General features: G+C 54.3%; 21 protein-coding genes. 7 read left to right on the top strand and 14 right to left on the bottom strand.

Translation table 11 applies throughout. The features are described from left to right. Window positions 1-70 precede the first annotated feature (70 nt). Window positions 71-2,005 (bottom strand): ATP-dependent zinc metalloprotease FtsH, encoded by a 1,935-nt coding sequence (gene ftsH, locus CU081_RS06860; protein WP_003861810.1) that lies wholly within the window; start codon window positions 2,003-2,005, stop codon window positions 71-73. A gap of 102 nt (window positions 2,006-2,107) precedes the next feature. Further along, window positions 2,108-2,734, bottom strand: coding sequence for a 23S rRNA (uridine(2552)-2'-O)-methyltransferase RlmE (gene rlmE, locus CU081_RS06855; protein WP_003861812.1), 627 nt, complete (start codon window positions 2,732-2,734; stop codon window positions 2,108-2,110). A gap of 127 nt (window positions 2,735-2,861) precedes the next feature. On the opposite strand from rlmE, the gene yhbY reads away from it, so the two are divergent. Further along, window positions 2,862-3,155 carry a ribosome assembly RNA-binding protein YhbY gene (gene yhbY / locus CU081_RS06850; protein ID WP_003861814.1) on the top strand — a complete coding sequence of 98 codons (294 nt, stop codon included), beginning with the start codon at window positions 2,862-2,864 and terminating at the stop codon, window positions 3,153-3,155. A 151-nt stretch (window positions 3,156-3,306) separates the two neighbouring features. On the opposite strand, the gene greA is transcribed toward yhbY, so the two are convergent. Next, window positions 3,307-3,783, bottom strand: coding sequence for a transcription elongation factor GreA (gene greA, locus CU081_RS06845; protein ID WP_003861815.1), 477 nt, complete (start codon window positions 3,781-3,783; stop codon window positions 3,307-3,309). A gap of 228 nt (window positions 3,784-4,011) precedes the next feature. Between greA and dacB the strand changes: the two genes are divergently transcribed. Genes dacB through pmrB form a run of 3 tightly spaced genes read left to right on the top strand, consistent with a single transcriptional unit; the run spans window position 4,012 to window position 7,150 of the window. Then, a complete protein-coding gene (dacB, locus tag CU081_RS06840) occupies window positions 4,012-5,445 on the top strand; it encodes a serine-type D-Ala-D-Ala carboxypeptidase (RefSeq protein WP_003861817.1) in 1,434 nt (477 codons plus the stop codon). A 2-nt stretch (window positions 5,446-5,447) separates the two neighbouring features. Next, entirely contained in the window at window positions 5,448-6,110 is a 663-nt protein-coding gene (gene pmrA, locus CU081_RS06835) for a two-component system response regulator PmrA (RefSeq protein WP_003861819.1), read from the top strand. Then, window positions 6,107-7,150, top strand: a complete 1,044-nt coding sequence (gene pmrB / locus CU081_RS06830) for a two-component system sensor histidine kinase PmrB (RefSeq protein WP_100185459.1) — start codon at window positions 6,107-6,109, stop codon at window positions 7,148-7,150. The genes pmrA and pmrB overlap by 4 nt, the downstream gene beginning before the upstream one ends. Before the next feature lie 33 nt (window positions 7,151-7,183). Here the strand turns inward: pmrB and cgtA are convergent, their stop codons facing one another. The 4 genes from cgtA to rplU all read right to left on the bottom strand — a co-directional run bounded on the left by cgtA (window position 7,184) and on the right by rplU (window position 10,024). After that, window positions 7,184-8,359 (bottom strand): Obg family GTPase CgtA, encoded by a 1,176-nt coding sequence (cgtA, locus tag CU081_RS06825; protein ID WP_003861823.1) that lies wholly within the window; start codon window positions 8,357-8,359, stop codon window positions 7,184-7,186. A gap of 15 nt (window positions 8,360-8,374) precedes the next feature. Beyond that, a complete protein-coding gene (locus tag CU081_RS06820) occupies window positions 8,375-9,340 on the bottom strand; it encodes a DMT family transporter (protein WP_003861826.1) in 966 nt (321 codons plus the stop codon). A gap of 95 nt (window positions 9,341-9,435) precedes the next feature. Then, window positions 9,436-9,693, bottom strand: coding sequence for a 50S ribosomal protein L27 (gene rpmA, locus CU081_RS06815; protein WP_003861831.1), 258 nt, complete (start codon window positions 9,691-9,693; stop codon window positions 9,436-9,438). A gap of 19 nt (window positions 9,694-9,712) precedes the next feature. Continuing rightward, complete coding sequence (gene rplU, locus CU081_RS06810; RefSeq protein WP_003025032.1) at window positions 9,713-10,024, bottom strand: 50S ribosomal protein L21; 312 nt, start codon at window positions 10,022-10,024, stop codon at window positions 9,713-9,715. Between the two features lie 257 nt (window positions 10,025-10,281). On the opposite strand from rplU, the gene ispB reads away from it, so the two are divergent. Together ispB and sfsB are read left to right on the top strand one after the other, a co-directional pair. Beyond that, window positions 10,282-11,253, top strand: coding sequence for an octaprenyl diphosphate synthase (ispB, locus tag CU081_RS06805; protein ID WP_003861833.1), 972 nt, complete (start codon window positions 10,282-10,284; stop codon window positions 11,251-11,253). A gap of 228 nt (window positions 11,254-11,481) precedes the next feature. After that, complete coding sequence (sfsB, locus tag CU081_RS06800) at window positions 11,482-11,769, top strand: DNA-binding transcriptional regulator SfsB (RefSeq protein WP_017382732.1); 288 nt, start codon at window positions 11,482-11,484, stop codon at window positions 11,767-11,769. Between the two features lie 63 nt (window positions 11,770-11,832). On the opposite strand, the gene murA is transcribed toward sfsB, so the two are convergent. The 7 genes from murA to mlaF form a co-directional block, all read right to left on the bottom strand. Then, window positions 11,833-13,092, bottom strand: a complete 1,260-nt coding sequence (murA, locus tag CU081_RS06795; RefSeq protein ID WP_006812128.1) for a UDP-N-acetylglucosamine 1-carboxyvinyltransferase — start codon at window positions 13,090-13,092, stop codon at window positions 11,833-11,835. A 50-nt stretch (window positions 13,093-13,142) separates the two neighbouring features. Then, window positions 13,143-13,397 (bottom strand): BolA family iron metabolism protein IbaG, encoded by a 255-nt coding sequence (gene ibaG, locus CU081_RS06790; RefSeq protein WP_003861840.1) that lies wholly within the window; start codon window positions 13,395-13,397, stop codon window positions 13,143-13,145. 126 nt (window positions 13,398-13,523) lie between these two features. Continuing rightward, window positions 13,524-13,817, bottom strand: coding sequence for a lipid asymmetry maintenance protein MlaB (mlaB, locus tag CU081_RS06785; protein ID WP_003861843.1), 294 nt, complete (start codon window positions 13,815-13,817; stop codon window positions 13,524-13,526). After that, a complete protein-coding gene (mlaC, locus tag CU081_RS06780; protein ID WP_003861845.1) occupies window positions 13,817-14,452 on the bottom strand; it encodes a phospholipid-binding protein MlaC in 636 nt (211 codons plus the stop codon). Before mlaC ends, mlaB begins: the two co-directional genes overlap by 1 nt. Window positions 14,453-14,470: 18 nt before the next feature. Continuing rightward, window positions 14,471-15,019: an outer membrane lipid asymmetry maintenance protein MlaD gene (mlaD, locus tag CU081_RS06775; RefSeq protein ID WP_003861847.1), complete on the bottom strand. Its 549-nt coding sequence runs from the start codon at window positions 15,017-15,019 to the stop codon at window positions 14,471-14,473. Window positions 15,020-15,023: 4 nt separating this feature from the next. Then, on the bottom strand, window positions 15,024-15,806 hold the full coding sequence (gene mlaE / locus CU081_RS06770) for a lipid asymmetry maintenance ABC transporter permease subunit MlaE (protein ID WP_003861848.1): 783 nt from the start codon (window positions 15,804-15,806) through the stop codon (window positions 15,024-15,026). Between the two features lie 7 nt (window positions 15,807-15,813). Beyond that, a complete protein-coding gene (gene mlaF / locus CU081_RS06765; RefSeq protein WP_003861850.1) occupies window positions 15,814-16,626 on the bottom strand; it encodes a phospholipid ABC transporter ATP-binding protein MlaF in 813 nt (270 codons plus the stop codon). Between the two features lie 227 nt (window positions 16,627-16,853). Between mlaF and CU081_RS06755 the strand changes: the two genes are divergently transcribed. Further along, complete coding sequence (locus tag CU081_RS06755; protein ID WP_022651914.1) at window positions 16,854-17,831, top strand: calcium/sodium antiporter; 978 nt, start codon at window positions 16,854-16,856, stop codon at window positions 17,829-17,831. The last annotated feature ends 4 nt before the right edge of the window (window positions 17,832-17,835 follow it).

Here is a 17,835-nt window from a genome sequence, read left to right as displayed (position 1 = left end):
AACAGATAAGAAAAACCCCGGAGCAAGCTCCAGGGTTTGAGATACAGACAAACGCTTCAACAGCAGTGACTTACTTGTCGCCTAACTGCTCTGACATGGTGTTGCCCGGGTTTGGCGTACGCGGTTCATCGACCGGACGCGGCGCACGCGGGGTGCCATTGTTGTCAGAATTGTTAGACGCGCCTGGGTCTTCCCAGCCTGCCGGCGGACGCACTTCGCGGCGCGCCATCAGGTCGTCAATCTGTGGTGCATCGATGGTCTCATATTTCATGAGCGCATCTTTCATCGAATGCAGGATGTCCATATTGTCGTTCAGGATCTGACGGGCGCGAGCGTAGTTACGTTCAATCAGCGCTTTCACTTCCTGGTCGATGATACGTGCCGTTTCATCGGACATATGTTTCGCTTTTGCCACGGAGCGGCCCAGGAACACCTCGCCCTCTTCCTCTGCATACAGCAGCGGACCGAGTTTGTCGGAGAAGCCCCACTGAGTCACCATGTTACGCGCCAGGTTTGTCGCCACTTTAATATCGTTCGACGCACCGGTGGAAACATGTTCCGCACCGTAGATAATCTCTTCAGCCAGACGACCGCCGTACAGGGTTGAAATCTGGCTTTCCAGCTTCTGACGGCTGGCGCTGATCGCGTCGCCTTCAGGCAGGAAGAAGGTCACACCCAGCGCACGACCGCGTGGAATGATCGTCACCTTGTGTACCGGATCGTGTTCCGGCACCAGACGACCGATAATCGCGTGGCCCGCTTCGTGATATGCCGTGGACTCTTTCTGCGCTTCCGTCATCACCATGGAGCGACGTTCCGCACCCATCATGATTTTGTCTTTCGCTTTCTCAAATTCCACCATGGACACCACGCGCTTGTTACCGCGAGCGGCAAACAGGGCTGCTTCGTTGACCAGGTTAGCCAGATCCGCACCGGAGAAGCCTGGAGTACCACGCGCGATGATTGCCGCGTCGATATCTGGCGCCAGCGGTACGCGACGCATATGCACTTTCAGAATCTGTTCACGACCGCGAACATCCGGCAGACCGACCACAACCTGGCGGTCGAAACGGCCTGGACGCAGCAGCGCAGGGTCAAGTACGTCCGGACGGTTAGTTGCCGCGATAACGATGATACCTTCGTTACCTTCGAAGCCGTCCATCTCAACCAGCATCTGGTTCAGCGTCTGCTCACGTTCATCGTGACCACCACCCAGGCCTGCGCCACGCTGGCGGCCTACGGCATCGATTTCATCGATGAAGATGATGCACGGTGCTGCCTTCTTAGCCTGCTCGAACATGTCACGCACACGAGATGCACCGACACCCACGAACATTTCAACGAAGTCAGAACCTGAAATAGTAAAGAACGGCACCTTCGCTTCACCCGCGATGGCTTTTGCCAGCAGGGTTTTACCCGTACCCGGAGGGCCGACCATCAGGACGCCTTTCGGGATCTTACCGCCCAGTTTCTGGAAACGGCTCGGCTCGCGTAGGTATTCAACCAGTTCACCCACCTCTTCTTTTGCTTCGTCACAACCTGCTACGTCAGCAAACGTGGTCTTGATCTGGTCTTCCGTCAGCATACGCGCCTTGCTCTTACCGAACGACATGGCACCTTTGCCACCACCGCCCTGCATCTGGCGCATAAAGAAGATCCAGACGCCGATAAGAAGCAGCATCGGGAACCAGGAAATGAAGATAGAAGCCAGCAGGCTTGGTTCTTCCGGCGGCTCGCCTACCACTTTGACGTTTTTGGTCAGAAGGTTATCAAGCAGCTTAGGATCGTTCACCGGGATGTAAGTCGTGTAACGGTTACTATCTTTCTTGGTAACGTTGATCTCACGTCCGTTGATACGCGCTTCGCGAACCTGGTCCTGATTGACCTCTTGCAGGAAGGTAGAATAATCCACCTTGCGGCCATTCGACTCGCTGGGCCCAAAGCTCTGGAATACTGACATCAGCACAACGGCAATGACCAGCCAGAGTATTAGGTTTTTCGCCATGTCACTCAAGGGATTAACCTCATATTACAACTGTGTTAAAAACAGCGTCAGGATACTCTATATCCAGTTTCATTCAAACTTTCGCCTGAAATCTACCGGTTATCATTTTCGCCCGGTCGCTACAATATACACTTCACGGGAACGGGCCCGGGAAGAGTCCGGCTTACGAACTTTGACCTTCGCAAACAGGGAGCGAATTTCCTTAAGATACTCCTCGAAACCTTCGCCCTGAAACACCTTCACAACAAAACTACCACCAGGCGCTAGTACATCACGACACATTTCTAACGCTAGTTCCACCAGATACATGGCGCGGGGGATATCCACCGCCGGTGTTCCACACATATTTGGCGCCATATCCGACATGACAACCTGGACCTTACTGTCACCTACACGATCAAGTAATGCTTTCAGCACTAATTCATCACGAAAGTCGCCCTGAAGGAAGTCGACACCGACGATGGGATCCATTGGTAAAAGATCGCATGCGATGATTCGGCCCGTTCCGCCGATCTGCGTAACCGCATACTGGGACCATCCGCCAGGTGCCGCACCGAGGTCGACCACCGTCATTCCCGGTTTAAAAAGTTTGTCACTTTGCTGTATTTCATCAAGTTTAAACCAGGCGCGGGAACGCAACCCCTTTTTCTGCGCCTGTTGAACATATTTATCGCTAAAGTGTTCCTGAAGCCAGCGGCTGGAGCTGGCAGAACGCTTTTTACCTGTCATTTAACATTTCCGTCCTGGTTCATCGTTGCTTGCCTGTGACGTAAATTTCTACGCAGCTATTTGGCGATATTAGGGAGATGGCGGTAGAATGAACCGTTTTCAATCCCAACGTAAGCAAAAATATACGATGAATCTGAGTACTAAACAAAAACAGCACCTTAAAGGTCTGGCACATCCGCTCAAGCCTGTAGTGATGCTTGGCAACAATGGTTTGACCGAAGGGGTGCTTGCCGAGATTGAACAAGCGCTGGAACACCACGAGCTGATCAAGGTGAAAATCGCCTCTGAAGACAGAGACACAAAAAACCTGATCGTGGAAGCCATCGTGCGCGAAACCGGCGCCTGTAATGTACAGGTCATCGGTAAAACGCTGGTGCTCTATCGCCCATCTAAAGAGCGCAAAATCTCGCTGCCACGTTAAGGATATCCTGAATCGAACACATTTTCTGTGTGAAACGAGGGATTTCTTTCAGCAGGCGAGCAAAATGCCATGCTCCGTGAGTTGATAAAAGGCCGCTATGCGGCCTTTTTCTTTTCTTTACAATGTATCAACATCTTAGTAGAGAAGCGAATTACAGATATTCAACCTTAATAATTTCGTATTCCACTTCACCACCAGGGGTGCGGATGGTGACCACATCGTCCTGCTCTTTGCCAATCAGGCCACGAGCAATTGGCGAGTTCACCGAAATCAGGTTCTGTTTGAAGTCAGCTTCATCATCACCCACGATGCGATAGGTCTGCTCTTCGTCGTTGTCCAGGTTCAGCACGGTAACGGTTGAACCAAAAATCACACGGCCATTATTCGGCATTTTGGTGATATCGATAACCTGTGCATTGGACAATTTTGCTTCGATATCTTTAATACGCCCTTCACAGAAACCCTGCTGCTCACGCGCCGCGTGGTATTCAGCATTCTCTTTCAGGTCGCCATGCTCACGCGCTTCCGCGATAGCGGCGATGATTTCAGGGCGACGCACGGATTTCAGAAAATCCAGCTCTTCGCGCAGTTTTTCGGCACCACGTAAGGTCATCGGAATAGCTTGCATTTGTTATACCTCTTAAACATTCCTGTTGGGAGCAGTGTTCCCTGCTCCAGCCCACCTGAACAGGCCAGAAGCAAAAAGAAAACCGACCCGGGAGCAACGCCCCAGGTCAGCAGCAATTTTTCAATTTGATACGCATTTTACCGCGAAGTTCACTATGGGTCATCGTTTACTTTACAGTGCCATGCACCGTAGTATGACGGTTTGTTTTCGGGTTGTTAGCGCGAGATTATGCGATTTTCCAGTTTTATCATCGGATTGACTACCAGTATAACGTTCACCGTTCAGGCCGCGAATGTTGATGAGTACATTAATCAACTGCCCGCCGGCGCGAACCTTGCCCTGATGGTGCAGAAGGTTGGCGCGCAGGCTCCCGAGATTGACTATCACAGTCAACAGATGGCGCTGCCTGCCAGTACCCAGAAGGTGATCACCGCCCTCGCCGCTCTGCTCCAGCTCGGGCCTGACTTCCGTTTTACTACCACCCTTGAAACCAGAGGTAACGTTGAGGGTGGCGAACTGAAAGGCGATCTTATCGCCCGTTTTGGTGGCGATCCCACCTTTAAGCGCCAGGATGTCCGCAACATGGTGGCGGTACTGAAAAAATCCGGCGTAACAAAAATTGATGGCAACGTGCTGATCGACACCTCCATTTTCGCCAGCCACGATAAAGCGCCTGGCTGGCCATGGAACGACATGACGCAGTGTTTTAGCGCCCCGCCAGCCGCCGCCATCGTTGACCGTAACTGCTTCTCCGTATCGCTTTACAGCGCGCCAAAACCAAATGACTTAGCGTTTATCCGCGTGGCGTCTTACTACCCGGTCACGATGTTCAGCCAGGTGCGGACGCTGGCGAAAGGCTCCCCGGAGGCACAGTATTGCGAGCTGGACGTGGTACCGGGCGATCTCAACCGCTATACGCTCACCGGCTGCCTGACCCAGCGGGCCGATCCACTCCCGCTGGCCTTTGCCATTCAGGATGGCGCAGGTTATGCCGGTGCCATTTTTAAAGATGAACTGAAGCAGGCGGGCATAACCTACACCGGAACGCTGCTGCGCCAGACGCAGGTGAATGAGCCAGGCACGGTGATTGCCAGCAAACAGTCCGCGCCACTGCATGATTTGCTTAAGATTATGCTGAAAAAGTCGGATAACATGATTGCCGACACGGTATTCCGCATGATCGGGCACGCGCGCTTTGGTGTGCCGGGCACCTGGCGGGCCGGTTCTGATGCCGTACGTCAGATCCTGCGCCAGCAGGCGGGTATCGATCTGGGCAATACGATCGCCGTTGATGGTTCCGGTTTATCGCGTCATAACCTGATCTCGCCGGCCACCATGATGCAGGTGTTGCAGTACATTGCTCAGCATGACGCTGAGCTAAACTTTATTACGATGCTGCCGCTTGCCGGACACGACGGCTCTCTTCAGTACCGCGCGGGCCTTCACGCTGCGGGCGTGGATGGCAAAGTTTCAGCCAAAACGGGTTCCCTGCAAGGCGTTTACAACCTTGCCGGTTTCATCACGACCGCCAGCGGACAACGCATGGCATTTGTGCAGTATCTTTCCGGCTATGCCGTCGAACCGGCTGACCAGCGCAATCGCCGTATTCCACTGGTGCGTTTCGAAAGCAGGCTCTATAAGGACATCTACCAGAATAACTAGCGATGAAACTACTGATAGTTGAAGACGATCTGTTATTGCAGGAAGGGTTAGCGCTGGCGCTGGGGAATGAAGGCTACGCCCTGGATTGTGCCGCCACGGCCGCTGAAGCAGATGCCCTGATCCAGAGCGGTGAATACAGCCTGGTGATCCTGGATTTGGGGCTGCCGGATAAAGACGGCGCGACGCTGCTCTGCCAGTGGCGTCGTCGCGGGGTGGAGAATCCCGTATTGATTCTCACTGCTCGCGATGCCATTGAAGACAGAATTAACGGGCTGGATTCTGGCGCTGACGATTATCTGGTAAAACCCTTCGCCCTTGCCGAGCTACAGGCTCGCGTGCGGGCGTTGATCCGCCGCTATCAGGGCCACAGCGACAACCTGCTGACGGACGGAGATATCACCCTCAATCTGCAAACTCAGCAGGTGCTGCGCCAGTCTCAGCCTGTGGAAGTGACGCCAAAAGAGTTCGCTCTGCTGACGCGCCTGATCATGCGCAGCGGGCAGACCGTGCACCGCGAAACGCTGCAACAGGACATCTACTCCTGGCAGGACGATCCAGGATCAAACACGCTTGAAGTTCACATTCATAATCTGCGCCGCAAGCTCGGTAAAGATCGCATCAAAACCGTACGCGGCGTGGGTTACCGTCTGGAGAGTCAGAAATGAACAGTATGCGCCGGCGATTAATGGTGTTGCTGGCGGTTATTCTGCTATTTTTTCAACTCATTAGCGTAGTCTGGCTATGGCATGAGAGCCGCGAGCAAATCGGTTTTCTGGTGAACGAAACGCTGTCCGCCAAAGCACGCAACAACCATGTCGAAAAAGAGATCCGCGAAGCCATTGCCTCCCTGCTGGTCCCTTCACTGGTGATGGTCGGTTTTACCCTGCTCTTCTCATTCTGGGCAGTCACATGGATCACCCGACCACTCAACAAACTTCGCGCCAGCCTTGCGAACCGTTCGGCGGATAATCTGACTCCCCTGCCGATGTATTCTGATATGGAAGAGATAGGCGCAGTAACCACGTCCCTCAACCAACTCCTCGCCCGGCTGGACCACACTATTCAACAGGAACGCCTGTTTACCGCCGATGCGGCACACGAGTTACGTACGCCGCTGGCGGGGATTAGGCTCCATCTGGAACTGATGGCTCAGTCCGGTTCCCCGCAGGCCACGCCACTGATAAACCGGATCGATCAGCTGATGCACACGGTGGAACAGCTGCTGATGCTGGCGCGTGCCGGACAGGCGATGGCCAGCGGCCATTACGATACCGTGAACTGGACTGAGTCGATCATTGCTCCGCTTAGCCTGGAGCATGAAGCCAAAGAGCATACGGTATTATGGCCGGCCCACAGCACGCTGACGGTACAGGGGGACGCCGTCCTGTTACGTCTGATGCTAAGGAACCTTCTGGAGAATGCCGCCCGTTACAGCCCGGCAGGCACAACCATTGAAGTGGCATTAACAGCGACGGAGGGGGGTACCCGGGTGAGCGTTACCGATCAGGGGCCGGGTATTGATGAGGCGCACCGCCAGTCGAACACCGAACCTTTCCGACGTCTCGACCAGCGCTACGGCGGCAGCGGCCTTGGGCTGAGCATCGTACAGCGTATCGTACAGCTCCATCATGGTCATTTAACGCTGGAGAACGGCGCTGAGGGCGGCCTCATCGCCAGCTGTTGGTTACCGACGAAAATAGGATAAAAAAAAGCCCCGTTAAGGGGCTTTATACAGGGGTTAGTGCTTGTAGATGAACTCGACGCCTTCTTCGTCGTCTTCATCCCAGTCATCGTCCCAGTCTTCATCATCTTCTTCCGCTTCCAGCTCTTCGAGCTGCTGGCGGTGGTAGTCATCCCACATGAATTCGACTTTTTCAGGCTGTTTCGCCTCTTCTGCCTGAACAACCGGATTCTCGATGATAAAGGTCATCACATCCCAGCAGAGATCTTTCACGCCAACCTGGCTGGCGGCAGAGATCAGATAGTACTTATCTTCCCAACCCATCGCTTCGGCAATCGCTTTAGCTTTCGCTTCAGCTTCCGCTTTGTCCATCAGGTCGATCTTGTTGAATACCAGCCAGCGCGGTTTTTGCGCCAGTTTTTCACTGTATTTCTCCAGCTCGCCGATAATGATACGAGCGTTTTCAACCGGATCGGAACCGTCGATTGGATCGATGTCGATGAGGTGCAACAGTACGCGGCAACGCTCAAGGTGCTTCAGGAAGCGAATACCCAGACCGGCGCCTTCTGCAGCCCCTTCAATCAGACCCGGAATGTCAGCGACCACGAAGCTCTTCTCGTTATCCATACGGACAACGCCCAGGCTCGGTACCAGCGTCGTAAACGGATAATCTGCCACTTTTGGTTTCGCCGCAGAGACCGCACGGATAAACGTCGATTTACCGGCGTTTGGCATGCCCAGCATCCCCACATCCGCCAGCAGCATCAGTTCCAGTTGCAGGTCGCGCTTATCACCCGGGGTACCCATGGTTTTCTGACGCGGGGTACGGTTAACGGAAGATTTGAAACGGCTGTTACCCAGACCGTGCCAGCCGCCTTTCGCCACCATCAGGCGCTGACCGTGTTTGGTCATATCACCCATGGTTTCGCCCGTACCCTGATCGATGACACGCGTACCCACCGGCACTTTGATCGTCACGTCTTTACCGCGTTTACCGGTACAGTCGCGGCTCTGGCCGTTCTGGCCACGCTCGGCGCGGAAAGATTTTTCGAAACGGTAGTCGATCAGCGTGTTGAGGTTTTCATCCGCCTCCAGCCACACGTCGCCACCGTCCCCACCGTCACCGCCGTCAGGACCGCCACGAGGAATATATTTTTCACGGCGGAAGCTTACACAACCGTTACCGCCATCACCTGCCACGACCAGGATCGTCGCTTCATCAACAAACTTCATTTTACTCTCCGTAACTCATTCGCCTGAGCGGGGGACTATTACAACCGCTTCATTTTTGCGCCAACGCCCCCAGAGACGATGACCAATGGCGGAATACATCGCGCCCGCAACCACGACAAACGCACCGAGATAACCCAACAGGTTGAGCATCGGCTTGACGAAGACATCGGGCCAGGCCATTGATAACAAATCTGAAAATAACAGCGTAAACAGCGGGGTAAGCGTGATTAAGGCGCTCACCTGTGCTGCCTGCCAGCGCGCCATGGCTTCAGCCAGCGCGCCATAACCGACCAGCGTATTCAGCCCACAAAAAATGAGGCACGCCAGTTGCCAGTCGCTGAGCTGGGTAATTACACCCGGCTTCGCTAAAGGCAATAATGCCAGTGTACACAAAGTGTACAGCAAAAAGAGGATCTGCTGTGAGGCAAGACGGCGCAATAACACCTTTTGCGCGACGCCATAACTCACCCAGACCGTTGCTGCGCCCACCCCAAAAATGACACCCCAGGTGTAATCCGTCAGGCGGGTAAAAATCTCAATCAGGCTGGTGTTAAAGAACATCACCAGCCCGCAAAGCAGCATACTTGCCCCGATGATCTGCGTGCCGCGCATCTTCTCCTTGAGGATGAATACGCTGGCGACCATCATGCCGACCGGTGAAAGCTGACCAATCACCTGCGACGCTGTAGGGCTAAGATATTGCAGGGAAGAGCTGAACAGAATGAAGTTACCGAACAGACCGCCCGTCGCGATAGCCAGTAACACCAGCCAACGCGGTTTTCGAAAGATGCGCAGCGGTGGCAGCTTACCTTTGACGGCCAGAATGGCGCCCAGGCCTATGCTTGCCATCAGGAAGCGATAAAACACCACCGTCGGTGGCTCCATGACTTCCAGTACCTGCTTCATTGCAATTGGCAGCGCACCCCAGCACATTGCGGTAGTGAGCGCCAAAAGAATACCAATGCCGGCCTGCTGCTTCATGCCCGTTTTCCCTACAGAAAATTTTCCGGGTTTCCAATGTAAAAAGCCCCGCAACACGTTGCGGGGCTTTAATCCGTTACCGGACCGAGAAAACCTTACTCAGCAACGATGCTGATGTATTTACGGTTGTTCGGGCCTTTAACTTCAAATTTCACTTTACCGTCTGCTTTAGCAAACAGAGTGTGGTCACGACCGCAACCTACGTTGGTACCCGCGTGGAACTTGGTGCCACGCTGACGAACGATGATGCTACCCGCCAGAACGGATTCGCCACCGAAACGCTTAACGCCCAGGCGTTTAGCTTCTGAATCGCGACCGTTACGTGTGGAGCCGCCAGCCTTTTTATGTGCCATTTAAATCTCTCCTCAGGTCTTAGGCGCTGATGCCAGTAATTTTCACATCAGTGAACCACTGACGGTGGCCCTGCTGCTTACGATAGTGTTTACGACGACGAAACTTAACGATTTTAACTTTCTCGCCACGACCGTGAGCAACAACTTCAGCTTTGATAACGCCGCCATCAACGAAAGGAACGCCGATTTTGACTTCTTCACCGTTTGCGATCATCAGAACTTCAGCGAACTCAACAGATTCGCCAGTTGCGATGTCCAGCTTTTCCAGGCGAACGGTCTGACCTTCGCTTACTCGGTGTTGTTTACCACCACTTTGGAAAACCGCGTACATATAAACTCCGCTTCCGCGCACATCCTCGTATGATTCAGAGTGCGCTATAAATATTCACAATAGGGCGCGAATATTACGCAAAATGCGAGCCTTTGACAAGTGCTACCATCAATACATGAAGAAAAAAAACACAACACGTACGGTAACGTTTATCTGAGCCGTTTTTTCAGTACAATCAGCAATACTATTTATAAACCGAAACCCTTTGTGTACCCATCTCGTGTGGGATAAACAGGATAAAAAGCCCGGCTTTTGCGATGAATTTAGAAAAAATCAATGAGTTAACCGCGCAAGATATGGCGGGTGTGAATGCAGCAATCCTGGAGCAACTCAACTCTGACGTTCAGCTGATCAATCAGTTGGGCTATTACATCGTCAGCGGCGGTGGTAAACGTATTCGTCCGATGATTGCCATTCTGGCCGCACGCGCGGTTGGCTATCAGGGAAATGCCCATGTCACGATCGCGGCGCTGATCGAATTTATCCACACCGCCACCCTGCTTCACGACGATGTTGTGGATGAATCAGACATGCGTCGTGGCAAAGCCACCGCCAACGCCGCGTTTGGTAATGCGGCAAGCGTTCTGGTAGGCGATTTTATCTATACCCGAGCCTTCCAGATGATGACCAGCCTTGGCTCGCTGAAGGTGCTGGAAGTGATGTCAGAAGCCGTGAACGTTATCGCTGAAGGTGAAGTCCTACAGCTGATGAACGTCAACGACCCGGACATCACCGAAGAAAACTATATGCGGGTGATTTACAGCAAGACCGCACGTCTGTTCGAAGCCGCCGCGCAGTGCTCTGGCATTCTGGCTGGCTGTAGCGAAGCGGAGGAAAAAGGCCTTCAGGACTATGGCCGTTACCTCGGCACCGCGTTCCAGTTGATTGATGATTTGCTGGACTACAGCGCGGATGGCGAAACGCTCGGTAAAAACGTCGGCGATGACCTGAACGAAGGCAAGCCAACGCTGCCGCTGCTCCACGCGATGCGCAATGGTACACCAGAGCAGGCGAAAATGATCCGGGAGGCTATCGAGCAGGGAAATGGACGCCATCTTCTGGAACCGGTACTGGAAACAATGGCAATCTGCGGCTCCCTGGAATGGACGCGTCAGCGCGCTGAAGAAGAAGCGGACAAAGCCATCGCCGCTATTCAGGTCATTCCCGACAGCCCATGGCGTGATGCGCTAATCGGCCTCGCGCACATCGCCGTCCAGCGCGACCGTTAATCCCTCATCATCTCCCTGCCCCTACGCAGGGAGACTCCAGTACGCTCCAGTAAATTACATTTACGCGTAAGCCCATCGGGTTACAGGCCGTATGTATAAAGCCGTGCCTTATTCTGAATATTGCTTCTCGTAACATGAACTTTTTAGAACAGATGTTCGAAGTGAGTATAGTAATGCTGTCTTTTCACACGAAACGACGTGGACGATAACGAACACAAGGACAGCATTATGGATACAAAATTCATCGACTGGCATTCTGCTGACATTATTGCGGCACTGCGTAAAAAAGGAACTTCGCTGGCTGCCGAATCACGTCGTCATGGGCTGAGCTCGTCGACGCTGGCAAACGCCCTGACCCGCCCATGGCCGAAGGGGGAACTGATTATCGCGACGGCGCTGGATACGCATCCGTGGGTGATATGGCCGTCACGCTACCACGATCCCATCACCCATGAATTTATCGACAGAACGCGCATGATGCGCCAGAGCAAAACGAAGAAAGCGCATCAGGACTGATGCACCAGAATTGACAAGAACAGCAATCCCCCGGCCTGTTCTGGCAGGGGGGTGCCGGAATGATTACTCGCCCTTCACACGCTCGATATTTGCACCCAGCGCGCGCAGTTTATCCTCAATACGCTCGTAACCACGATCGATGTGGTAGATACGATCGACAACGGTAGTCCCTTCCGCAATACAACCTGCCAGTACGAGGCTCGCAGATGCGCGCAGATCGGTCGCCATCACCTGCGCACCGGACAGTTTTTCAACGCCGTGGCAAATTACCGTGTTGCTTTCAATCTCAGCATGCGCACCCATACGGATCAGTTCCGGTACGTGCATGAAACGGTTTTCGAAGATGGTTTCCGTGATGAAGCCCGTGCCTTCGGCCACCAGGTTCAACAGCGTGAACTGTGCCTGCATATCCGTCGGGAATGCCGGATGTGGCGCAGTACGCACGTTAACGGCTTTAGGACGCTGCCCGTGCATATCCAGGCTGATCCAGTCTTCACCGATTTCAATGTCCGCACCCGCATCGCGCAGCTTCGCCAGCACCGCATCCAGGGTATCCGGCTGGGCGTTACGGCAGACAATCTTACCGCCAGAAATGGCCGCGGCCACCAGGAAAGTGCCGGTTTCGATACGGTCTGGCAGTACGCGATACACACCGCCACCCAGACGTTCAACGCCTTCGATGGTGATACGGTCTGTGCCCTGCCCGCTGATCTTCGCTCCCAGCGCGACCAGGAAGTTCGCGGTATCCACGATCTCCGGCTCACGGGCGGCGTTTTCGATGATGGTAGTGCCTTCTGCCAGCGTAGCAGCCGACATGATGGTGACCGTTGCGCCCACGCTCACTTTGTCCATGACAATGTGCGCGCCTTTCAGACGACCATTGACGGATGCTTTAACGTAACCCTCTTCCAGCTTGATCTCCGCGCCGAGTTTTTCCAGCCCGAAGATATGCAGGTCAACGGGACGCGCGCCGATAGCGCATCCGCCCGGCAGTGAAACCTGTCCCTGACCGAAGCGCGCCACCAGCGGACCAAGCGCCCAGATGGACGCACGCATGGTTTTCACCAGCTCATACGGCGCTGAGAAGTTGTTCACGTTGCTGGCATCGATCCAGACGGAACCGTTACGCTCCACTTTGGTGCCCAACTGGCCGAGCAACTTCATGGTCGTGTCGATATCTTTCAGCTTCGGTACGTTCTGGATCTCTACCGGCTCTTCTGCGAGCAGCGCAGCGAAAAGAATGGGCAGCGCGGCGTTTTTAGCGCCAGAAATTGTGACTTCGCCCTGGAGACGCGTAGGTCCCTGTACACGAAATTTATCCATCGTTTGCTCTCTTATAAATTCAACCGTGCTGCGGGCGTTTCGCCCTCAGCTCAAAAACCGTTTAGTTTGCGATCGCGTGCCCACTCCTGTGGGGTGAACGCTTTAATCGACAGGGCGTGGATGCGGTTATCCGCAATGTATTCCATCAGCGGCGCGTACACAGCCTGCTGTTTCTTCACGCGACTCATTCCGTCGAACATCTCACCCACAGCAATAACCTGGAAGTGACTGCCATCGCCAGAGACGTGGGCTTCCTGAAGGGAGAGTGCATTCATCAGCACAGTCTGGATTTCATTATTTTCCATGGGGTCTACATCATCTGATAGTGAAAACAAGCTCAACATCTTAGAGCAAAGTGGCGCGGTCTTAAACAAGCAAAAAGCCCCGACGCGTAAACTGTCGGGGCTTTCAGAAGTAACGTACTGAAAAAATTAGCGAGGTAATACGTCTTCGGGCAAATTGTAAAGCTGTGCAAGGGTAATCACGTTATCGCTTACCCCCGTCAGGGTGACGCTACTCCCCTGCTTTTTGCCCGTGGCCACCAGGTGCGCCAGCAGGGCGATACCGGCGGTATCTACCCGCGTGACGCCATGGAGATCAATCAGCGTCACGCCCTGCATCGCGTTATGGCGAGCGTCCCACAGCGGGTTAAGCAGATCCTGATCCAGCTCTCCCGTCAGCGTCAACGTCTCGCCGTCACGCGCCCAGCTAAGCTGCTGTGACATTACTTCTTCTCGTCCAGGGTAATTTTCTGACGAGAGATGGACTGAAGCTGAGCCGTCAGGCCATCAATGCCTTTAGTGCGCAGCAGATCGCTCCACTCGTTCTGTTTAGTGGTGATCATGCTGACGCCTTCAGCGATCATGTCGTACGCCTGCCAGTTTCCGGTCTGACTGTTTTTACGCCACTGGAAGTCCAGACGAACCGGTGGACGACCGTTTGGATCGATAATCGTCACGCGAATAGGAATGATAGTGGCATCGCCCAGCGGTTGTTCAGGGGCAATCTGATAGGTCTGCCCGTGATACATCGCCAGCGCCTGGCCGTAAGCCTGTTTCAGGTATTCACGGAACGCCGCAAAGTAAGCCTCGCGCTGCGCCGGGGTCGCGTCTTTGTAGTAACGGCCCAGCACCAGTGCGCCCGCGTACTTGATCTGCACATACGGCAGCAGCTCCTGATCCACCACATCACGTAGATAATCAGGGTTAGAACGGATTTTTGGCTGTTCGTTTTTAAGACGGTCGAAGGTTTTCTTCGCGGCCTCATTCATCAGTTTGTACGGGTTACTCTGATCCGCAGCGTGCGCCGCGGTAAGAGGGGCAATGACCAGCATGGCAACCATTAACAGTCGTTTAAACATGAATAACTTCTCCTGAAATTAATTCGTCGCGCCTGGCGTCGGTTCGACGTTGGTGTGGTCTTCACTCTGCGCAGGGGCATCGTCAGACTTTTTATCATCCCCTTTACTGTTGTAAAGGAACTGACCAATCATATCTTCCAGCACCATCGCTGACTTGGTATCCTGGATTACGCTACCGTCTTTAAGGATAGTCGTTCCCAGCTCAGGATCTTCAAAACCAACGTTAAGGGCCAGATATTGCTCCCCCAGCAGGCCAGAGGTGCGGATAGAAAGCGAGCTGGTGTCCGGAATGTGGTTATAGCGCTCTTCGATATCCATCGCGACGCGCGGCAGATAGGTTTTCTCATCAAGCGTAATGTCGGCGACACGTCCGATAACGACGCCACCAATACGCACCGGTGAGCGCGCTTTCAGGCCGCCGATGTTATCGAAAGTCGCGTAGATACGGTACGTCGGCTCGGCGCGAACAGAGGTGATGTCCGCCGCTCGCAGGCAGATGAACAGCGCGGCCAGCAGCGCCAGAAGCAGAAACACGCCAACCCAAATTTCATTTTTTCTCGTTTGCATGAACTCAATTCCCAAACATCAGTGCGGTGAGCACAAAATCCAGACCTAAAACGGCCAGCGACGAATGTACGACAGTACGCGTCGTTGCACGGCTAATGCCCGCCGACGTCGGAATGGCATCGTAACCATTAAACAACGCAATCCAGGTAACCGTCACAGCGAAAACCACGCTCTTGATCAGACAGTTCACCAGATCCATCCGCAGATCGATGGCGTCCTGCATGGCAGACCAGAAGAATCCGGCATCAATGCCTTTCCAGTTAACGCCAACCAGCGCGCCTCCCCAGATACCTACCGCCACAAAGAGGATAGTCAGTAACGGCAAGGAGATAACCCCGGCCCAGAAGCGCGGCGAGATCACCCGGCGCAGCGGATCGACTGCCATCATCTCCATACTGGAGAGCTGCTCGGTGGCGCGCATCAGGCCAATTTCCGCAGTCAACGCTGACCCGGCACGCCCGGCGAACAGCAGCGCGGCAACCACCGGCCCGAGTTCACGCAGCAGCGAGAGCGCCACCAGCATGCCAAGGCTGGTTTCCGCGCTGTAGGTTGTCAGTACCAGATACCCCTGCAACCCCAGCACCATGCCAATAAACAGACCCGACACGATGATGATAAGCATCGACAGCACGCCGACGTTATAAAGCTGCCGCACCAGTAACGGCGCATGCTTGCGGAACTCCGGTTTGCCGACCAGCGCGTTGAACAACATTAATCCGGCACGCCCGAACGTACTGATGGTTTTTAGGCCACGGTGTCCAAGACCCGCCAACGCATTTAACAGCATGAGTGGCTTAACTCCCTATTCCCAGTAAATCGTCATGATAGTCGCCCGCCGGATAGCGGAAAGGCACCGGCCCATCTGCGATACCGTCCAGGAACTGCCGCACGCGCGGATCGCCATTCTCCTGCAACGCCTGCGCGCTGCCGTGGGCGACGATCTTTTTGTCAGCCACAATATAGGCGTAATCAGCGATACTCAGCACTTCCGGCACGTCGTGGGAAACCACCACGCAGGTGACGCCAAGGGCGCTGTTCAGCTCCGAAATTAACTTCACCAGCACGCCCATGGTGATGGGGTCCTGCCCGACGAACGGTTCATCGAACATGATTAAATCGGGTTCCAGGGCAATAGCACGCGCCAGCGCGGCGCGGCGCGCCATCCCACCCGAGAGTTCGGACGGCATGAGTTTCGCAGCCCCCCGCAGCCCCACGGCTTCAAGCTTCATCATCACCGTGCTGTGCAACAGCGCAGGAGGAAGATGGGTGTGCTCACGCAGCGGATAGGCCACGTTGTCAAAAACGTTCATATCGGTGAATAGCGCCCCCGACTGAAAGAGCATGCTCATCCGTTTGCGAACCGTGTAGAGGCGCGAGCGAGACATCGCCGGGACGTTTTCGCCGTCGAAGAGAATTTCGCCGCTGTCAGGGGGGATTTGCCCGCCGATAAGACGCAGCAACGTGGTTTTACCGATCCCTGACGGCCCCATGATGGCGGTGATTTTACCGCGCGGCACGGTCAGCGAAATATCATCAAATATTAACCGGTTGCCACGAGAAAAACTGACGCCCCGGACATCGACTATATTCGCCATCGTTTGGCTCATTTATGGTTCCTTACTTACCTTGCTTCACGGCTGGCATGAAGCGTAAATCAGCCCTAAACCCCGCATTTTTACAGAATATTCACTATTGGGGTTAGCGAAAGCTGGCATTTGTTTTACTTTTCCGGCGCATAAAGTCAAAATTAGGAATTCGTCACGTCTCAGACTTCATCTGGCGCTAAAATTCGTGCGCAGTGGACCAGCGAGTATACCTGAAGAAAGGACTTTTGATGCTTTTAGCAACAGCACTGTTAATAATTGGTTTACTGTTGGTGGTCTACAGTGCTGACCGTTTGGTCTTTGCCGCATCCATTCTCTGTCGACTCATTGGCATGCCGCCCATCATTATCGGCATGACGGTGGTCAGTGTAGGCACATCGCTTCCTGAAATCATCGTTTCTGTTTCAGCCTCGTTGCATGGCCAGGTTGACCTCGCTATCGGCACCGCGATTGGCTCTAACATCGTCAATATCTTGCTGATTTTAGGCTTAGCCGCATTACTGCATCCATTTCGCGTACATTCCGATGTTTTGCGTCGTGAATTGCCGCTAATGTTAGTCGTCAGTCTGCTGGCGGGCTATGTGCTTTATGACGGGGTGCTGAGCGTCGGTGACGGTATATTCCTGCTCGCCCTGGCCGTGATCTGGTTGCTTTACAGCGTGAAGATCGCACGTCTGGCGGAAAAACAGGGTAACGATAGCCTCACGCGTGAGCACCTCGCCGAGCTGCCCCGGGAAGGGACCTTACCCGTCGCCCTGCTGTGGCTGGGCGTCGCGCTGATTATCATGCCAATGGCCACGCGGATGGTGGTCGATAACGCGACGGTGCTGGCGAACGCGTTTGCGATGAGCGAACTGACAATCGGTCTGACGGTCATCGCTATCGGCACCAGCCTGCCAGAGCTGGCTACCGCCATCGCCGGGGCGCGTAAAGGGGAAGATGATATCGCCATCGGCAATATCATTGGCTCGAATATTTTCAATATCGTGATCGTGACGGGGCTGCCGGCGTTAATTTCGCCGGGACCGTTTAACCCTATGGTTTTCACGCGCGATTACGGTGTGATGCTGCTGGTCAGCGTGATTTTCGCCCTGCTCTGCTGGCGGCGAAAAGAGCAGATCGGCAAAGGCGCGGGCGCGCTGCTGACGGGTGGATTTATCGTATGGCTGGCGATGCTGTACTGGCTCTCGCCACTTCTCTCTGGGTAAACGG

It is taken from the genome of Enterobacter sp. CRENT-193, assembly GCF_002787395.1.
GTDB lineage: Bacteria > Pseudomonadota > Gammaproteobacteria > Enterobacterales > Enterobacteriaceae > Enterobacter > Enterobacter hormaechei_C.
This window is presented reverse-complemented; position numbering and strand designations above follow the sequence as displayed.

Bases quoted from the DNA above. Each gene is read 5' to 3' on its own strand.
- ftsH (WP_003861810.1), bottom strand. From the start codon at position 2,005: ATGGCGAAAAACCTAATACTCTGGCTGGTCATTGCCGTTGTGCTGATG.
- rlmE (WP_003861812.1), bottom strand. From the start codon at position 2,734: ATGACAGGTAAAAAGCGTTCTGCCAGCTCCAGCCGCTGGCTTCAGGAA.
- yhbY (WP_003861814.1), top strand. From the start codon at position 2,862: ATGAATCTGAGTACTAAACAAAAACAGCACCTTAAAGGTCTGGCACAT.
- greA (WP_003861815.1), bottom strand. From the start codon at position 3,783: ATGCAAGCTATTCCGATGACCTTACGTGGTGCCGAAAAACTGCGCGAA.
- dacB (WP_003861817.1), top strand. From the start codon at position 4,012: ATGCGATTTTCCAGTTTTATCATCGGATTGACTACCAGTATAACGTTC.
- pmrA (WP_003861819.1), top strand. From the start codon at position 5,448: ATGAAACTACTGATAGTTGAAGACGATCTGTTATTGCAGGAAGGGTTA.
- pmrB (WP_100185459.1), top strand. From the start codon at position 6,107: ATGAACAGTATGCGCCGGCGATTAATGGTGTTGCTGGCGGTTATTCTG.
- cgtA (WP_003861823.1), bottom strand. From the start codon at position 8,359: ATGAAGTTTGTTGATGAAGCGACGATCCTGGTCGTGGCAGGTGATGGC.
- CU081_RS06820 (WP_003861826.1), bottom strand. From the start codon at position 9,340: ATGAAGCAGCAGGCCGGCATTGGTATTCTTTTGGCGCTCACTACCGCA.
- rpmA (WP_003861831.1), bottom strand. From the start codon at position 9,693: ATGGCACATAAAAAGGCTGGCGGCTCCACACGTAACGGTCGCGATTCA.
- rplU (WP_003025032.1), bottom strand. From the start codon at position 10,024: ATGTACGCGGTTTTCCAAAGTGGTGGTAAACAACACCGAGTAAGCGAA.
- ispB (WP_003861833.1), top strand. From the start codon at position 10,282: ATGAATTTAGAAAAAATCAATGAGTTAACCGCGCAAGATATGGCGGGT.
- sfsB (WP_017382732.1), top strand. From the start codon at position 11,482: ATGGATACAAAATTCATCGACTGGCATTCTGCTGACATTATTGCGGCA.
- murA (WP_006812128.1), bottom strand. From the start codon at position 13,092: ATGGATAAATTTCGTGTACAGGGACCTACGCGTCTCCAGGGCGAAGTC.
- ibaG (WP_003861840.1), bottom strand. From the start codon at position 13,397: ATGGAAAATAATGAAATCCAGACTGTGCTGATGAATGCACTCTCCCTT.
- mlaB (WP_003861843.1), bottom strand. From the start codon at position 13,817: ATGTCACAGCAGCTTAGCTGGGCGCGTGACGGCGAGACGTTGACGCTG.
- mlaC (WP_003861845.1), bottom strand. From the start codon at position 14,452: ATGTTTAAACGACTGTTAATGGTTGCCATGCTGGTCATTGCCCCTCTT.
- mlaD (WP_003861847.1), bottom strand. From the start codon at position 15,019: ATGCAAACGAGAAAAAATGAAATTTGGGTTGGCGTGTTTCTGCTTCTG.
- mlaE (WP_003861848.1), bottom strand. From the start codon at position 15,806: ATGCTGTTAAATGCGTTGGCGGGTCTTGGACACCGTGGCCTAAAAACC.
- mlaF (WP_003861850.1), bottom strand. From the start codon at position 16,626: ATGAGCCAAACGATGGCGAATATAGTCGATGTCCGGGGCGTCAGTTTT.
- CU081_RS06755 (WP_022651914.1), top strand. From the start codon at position 16,854: ATGCTTTTAGCAACAGCACTGTTAATAATTGGTTTACTGTTGGTGGTC.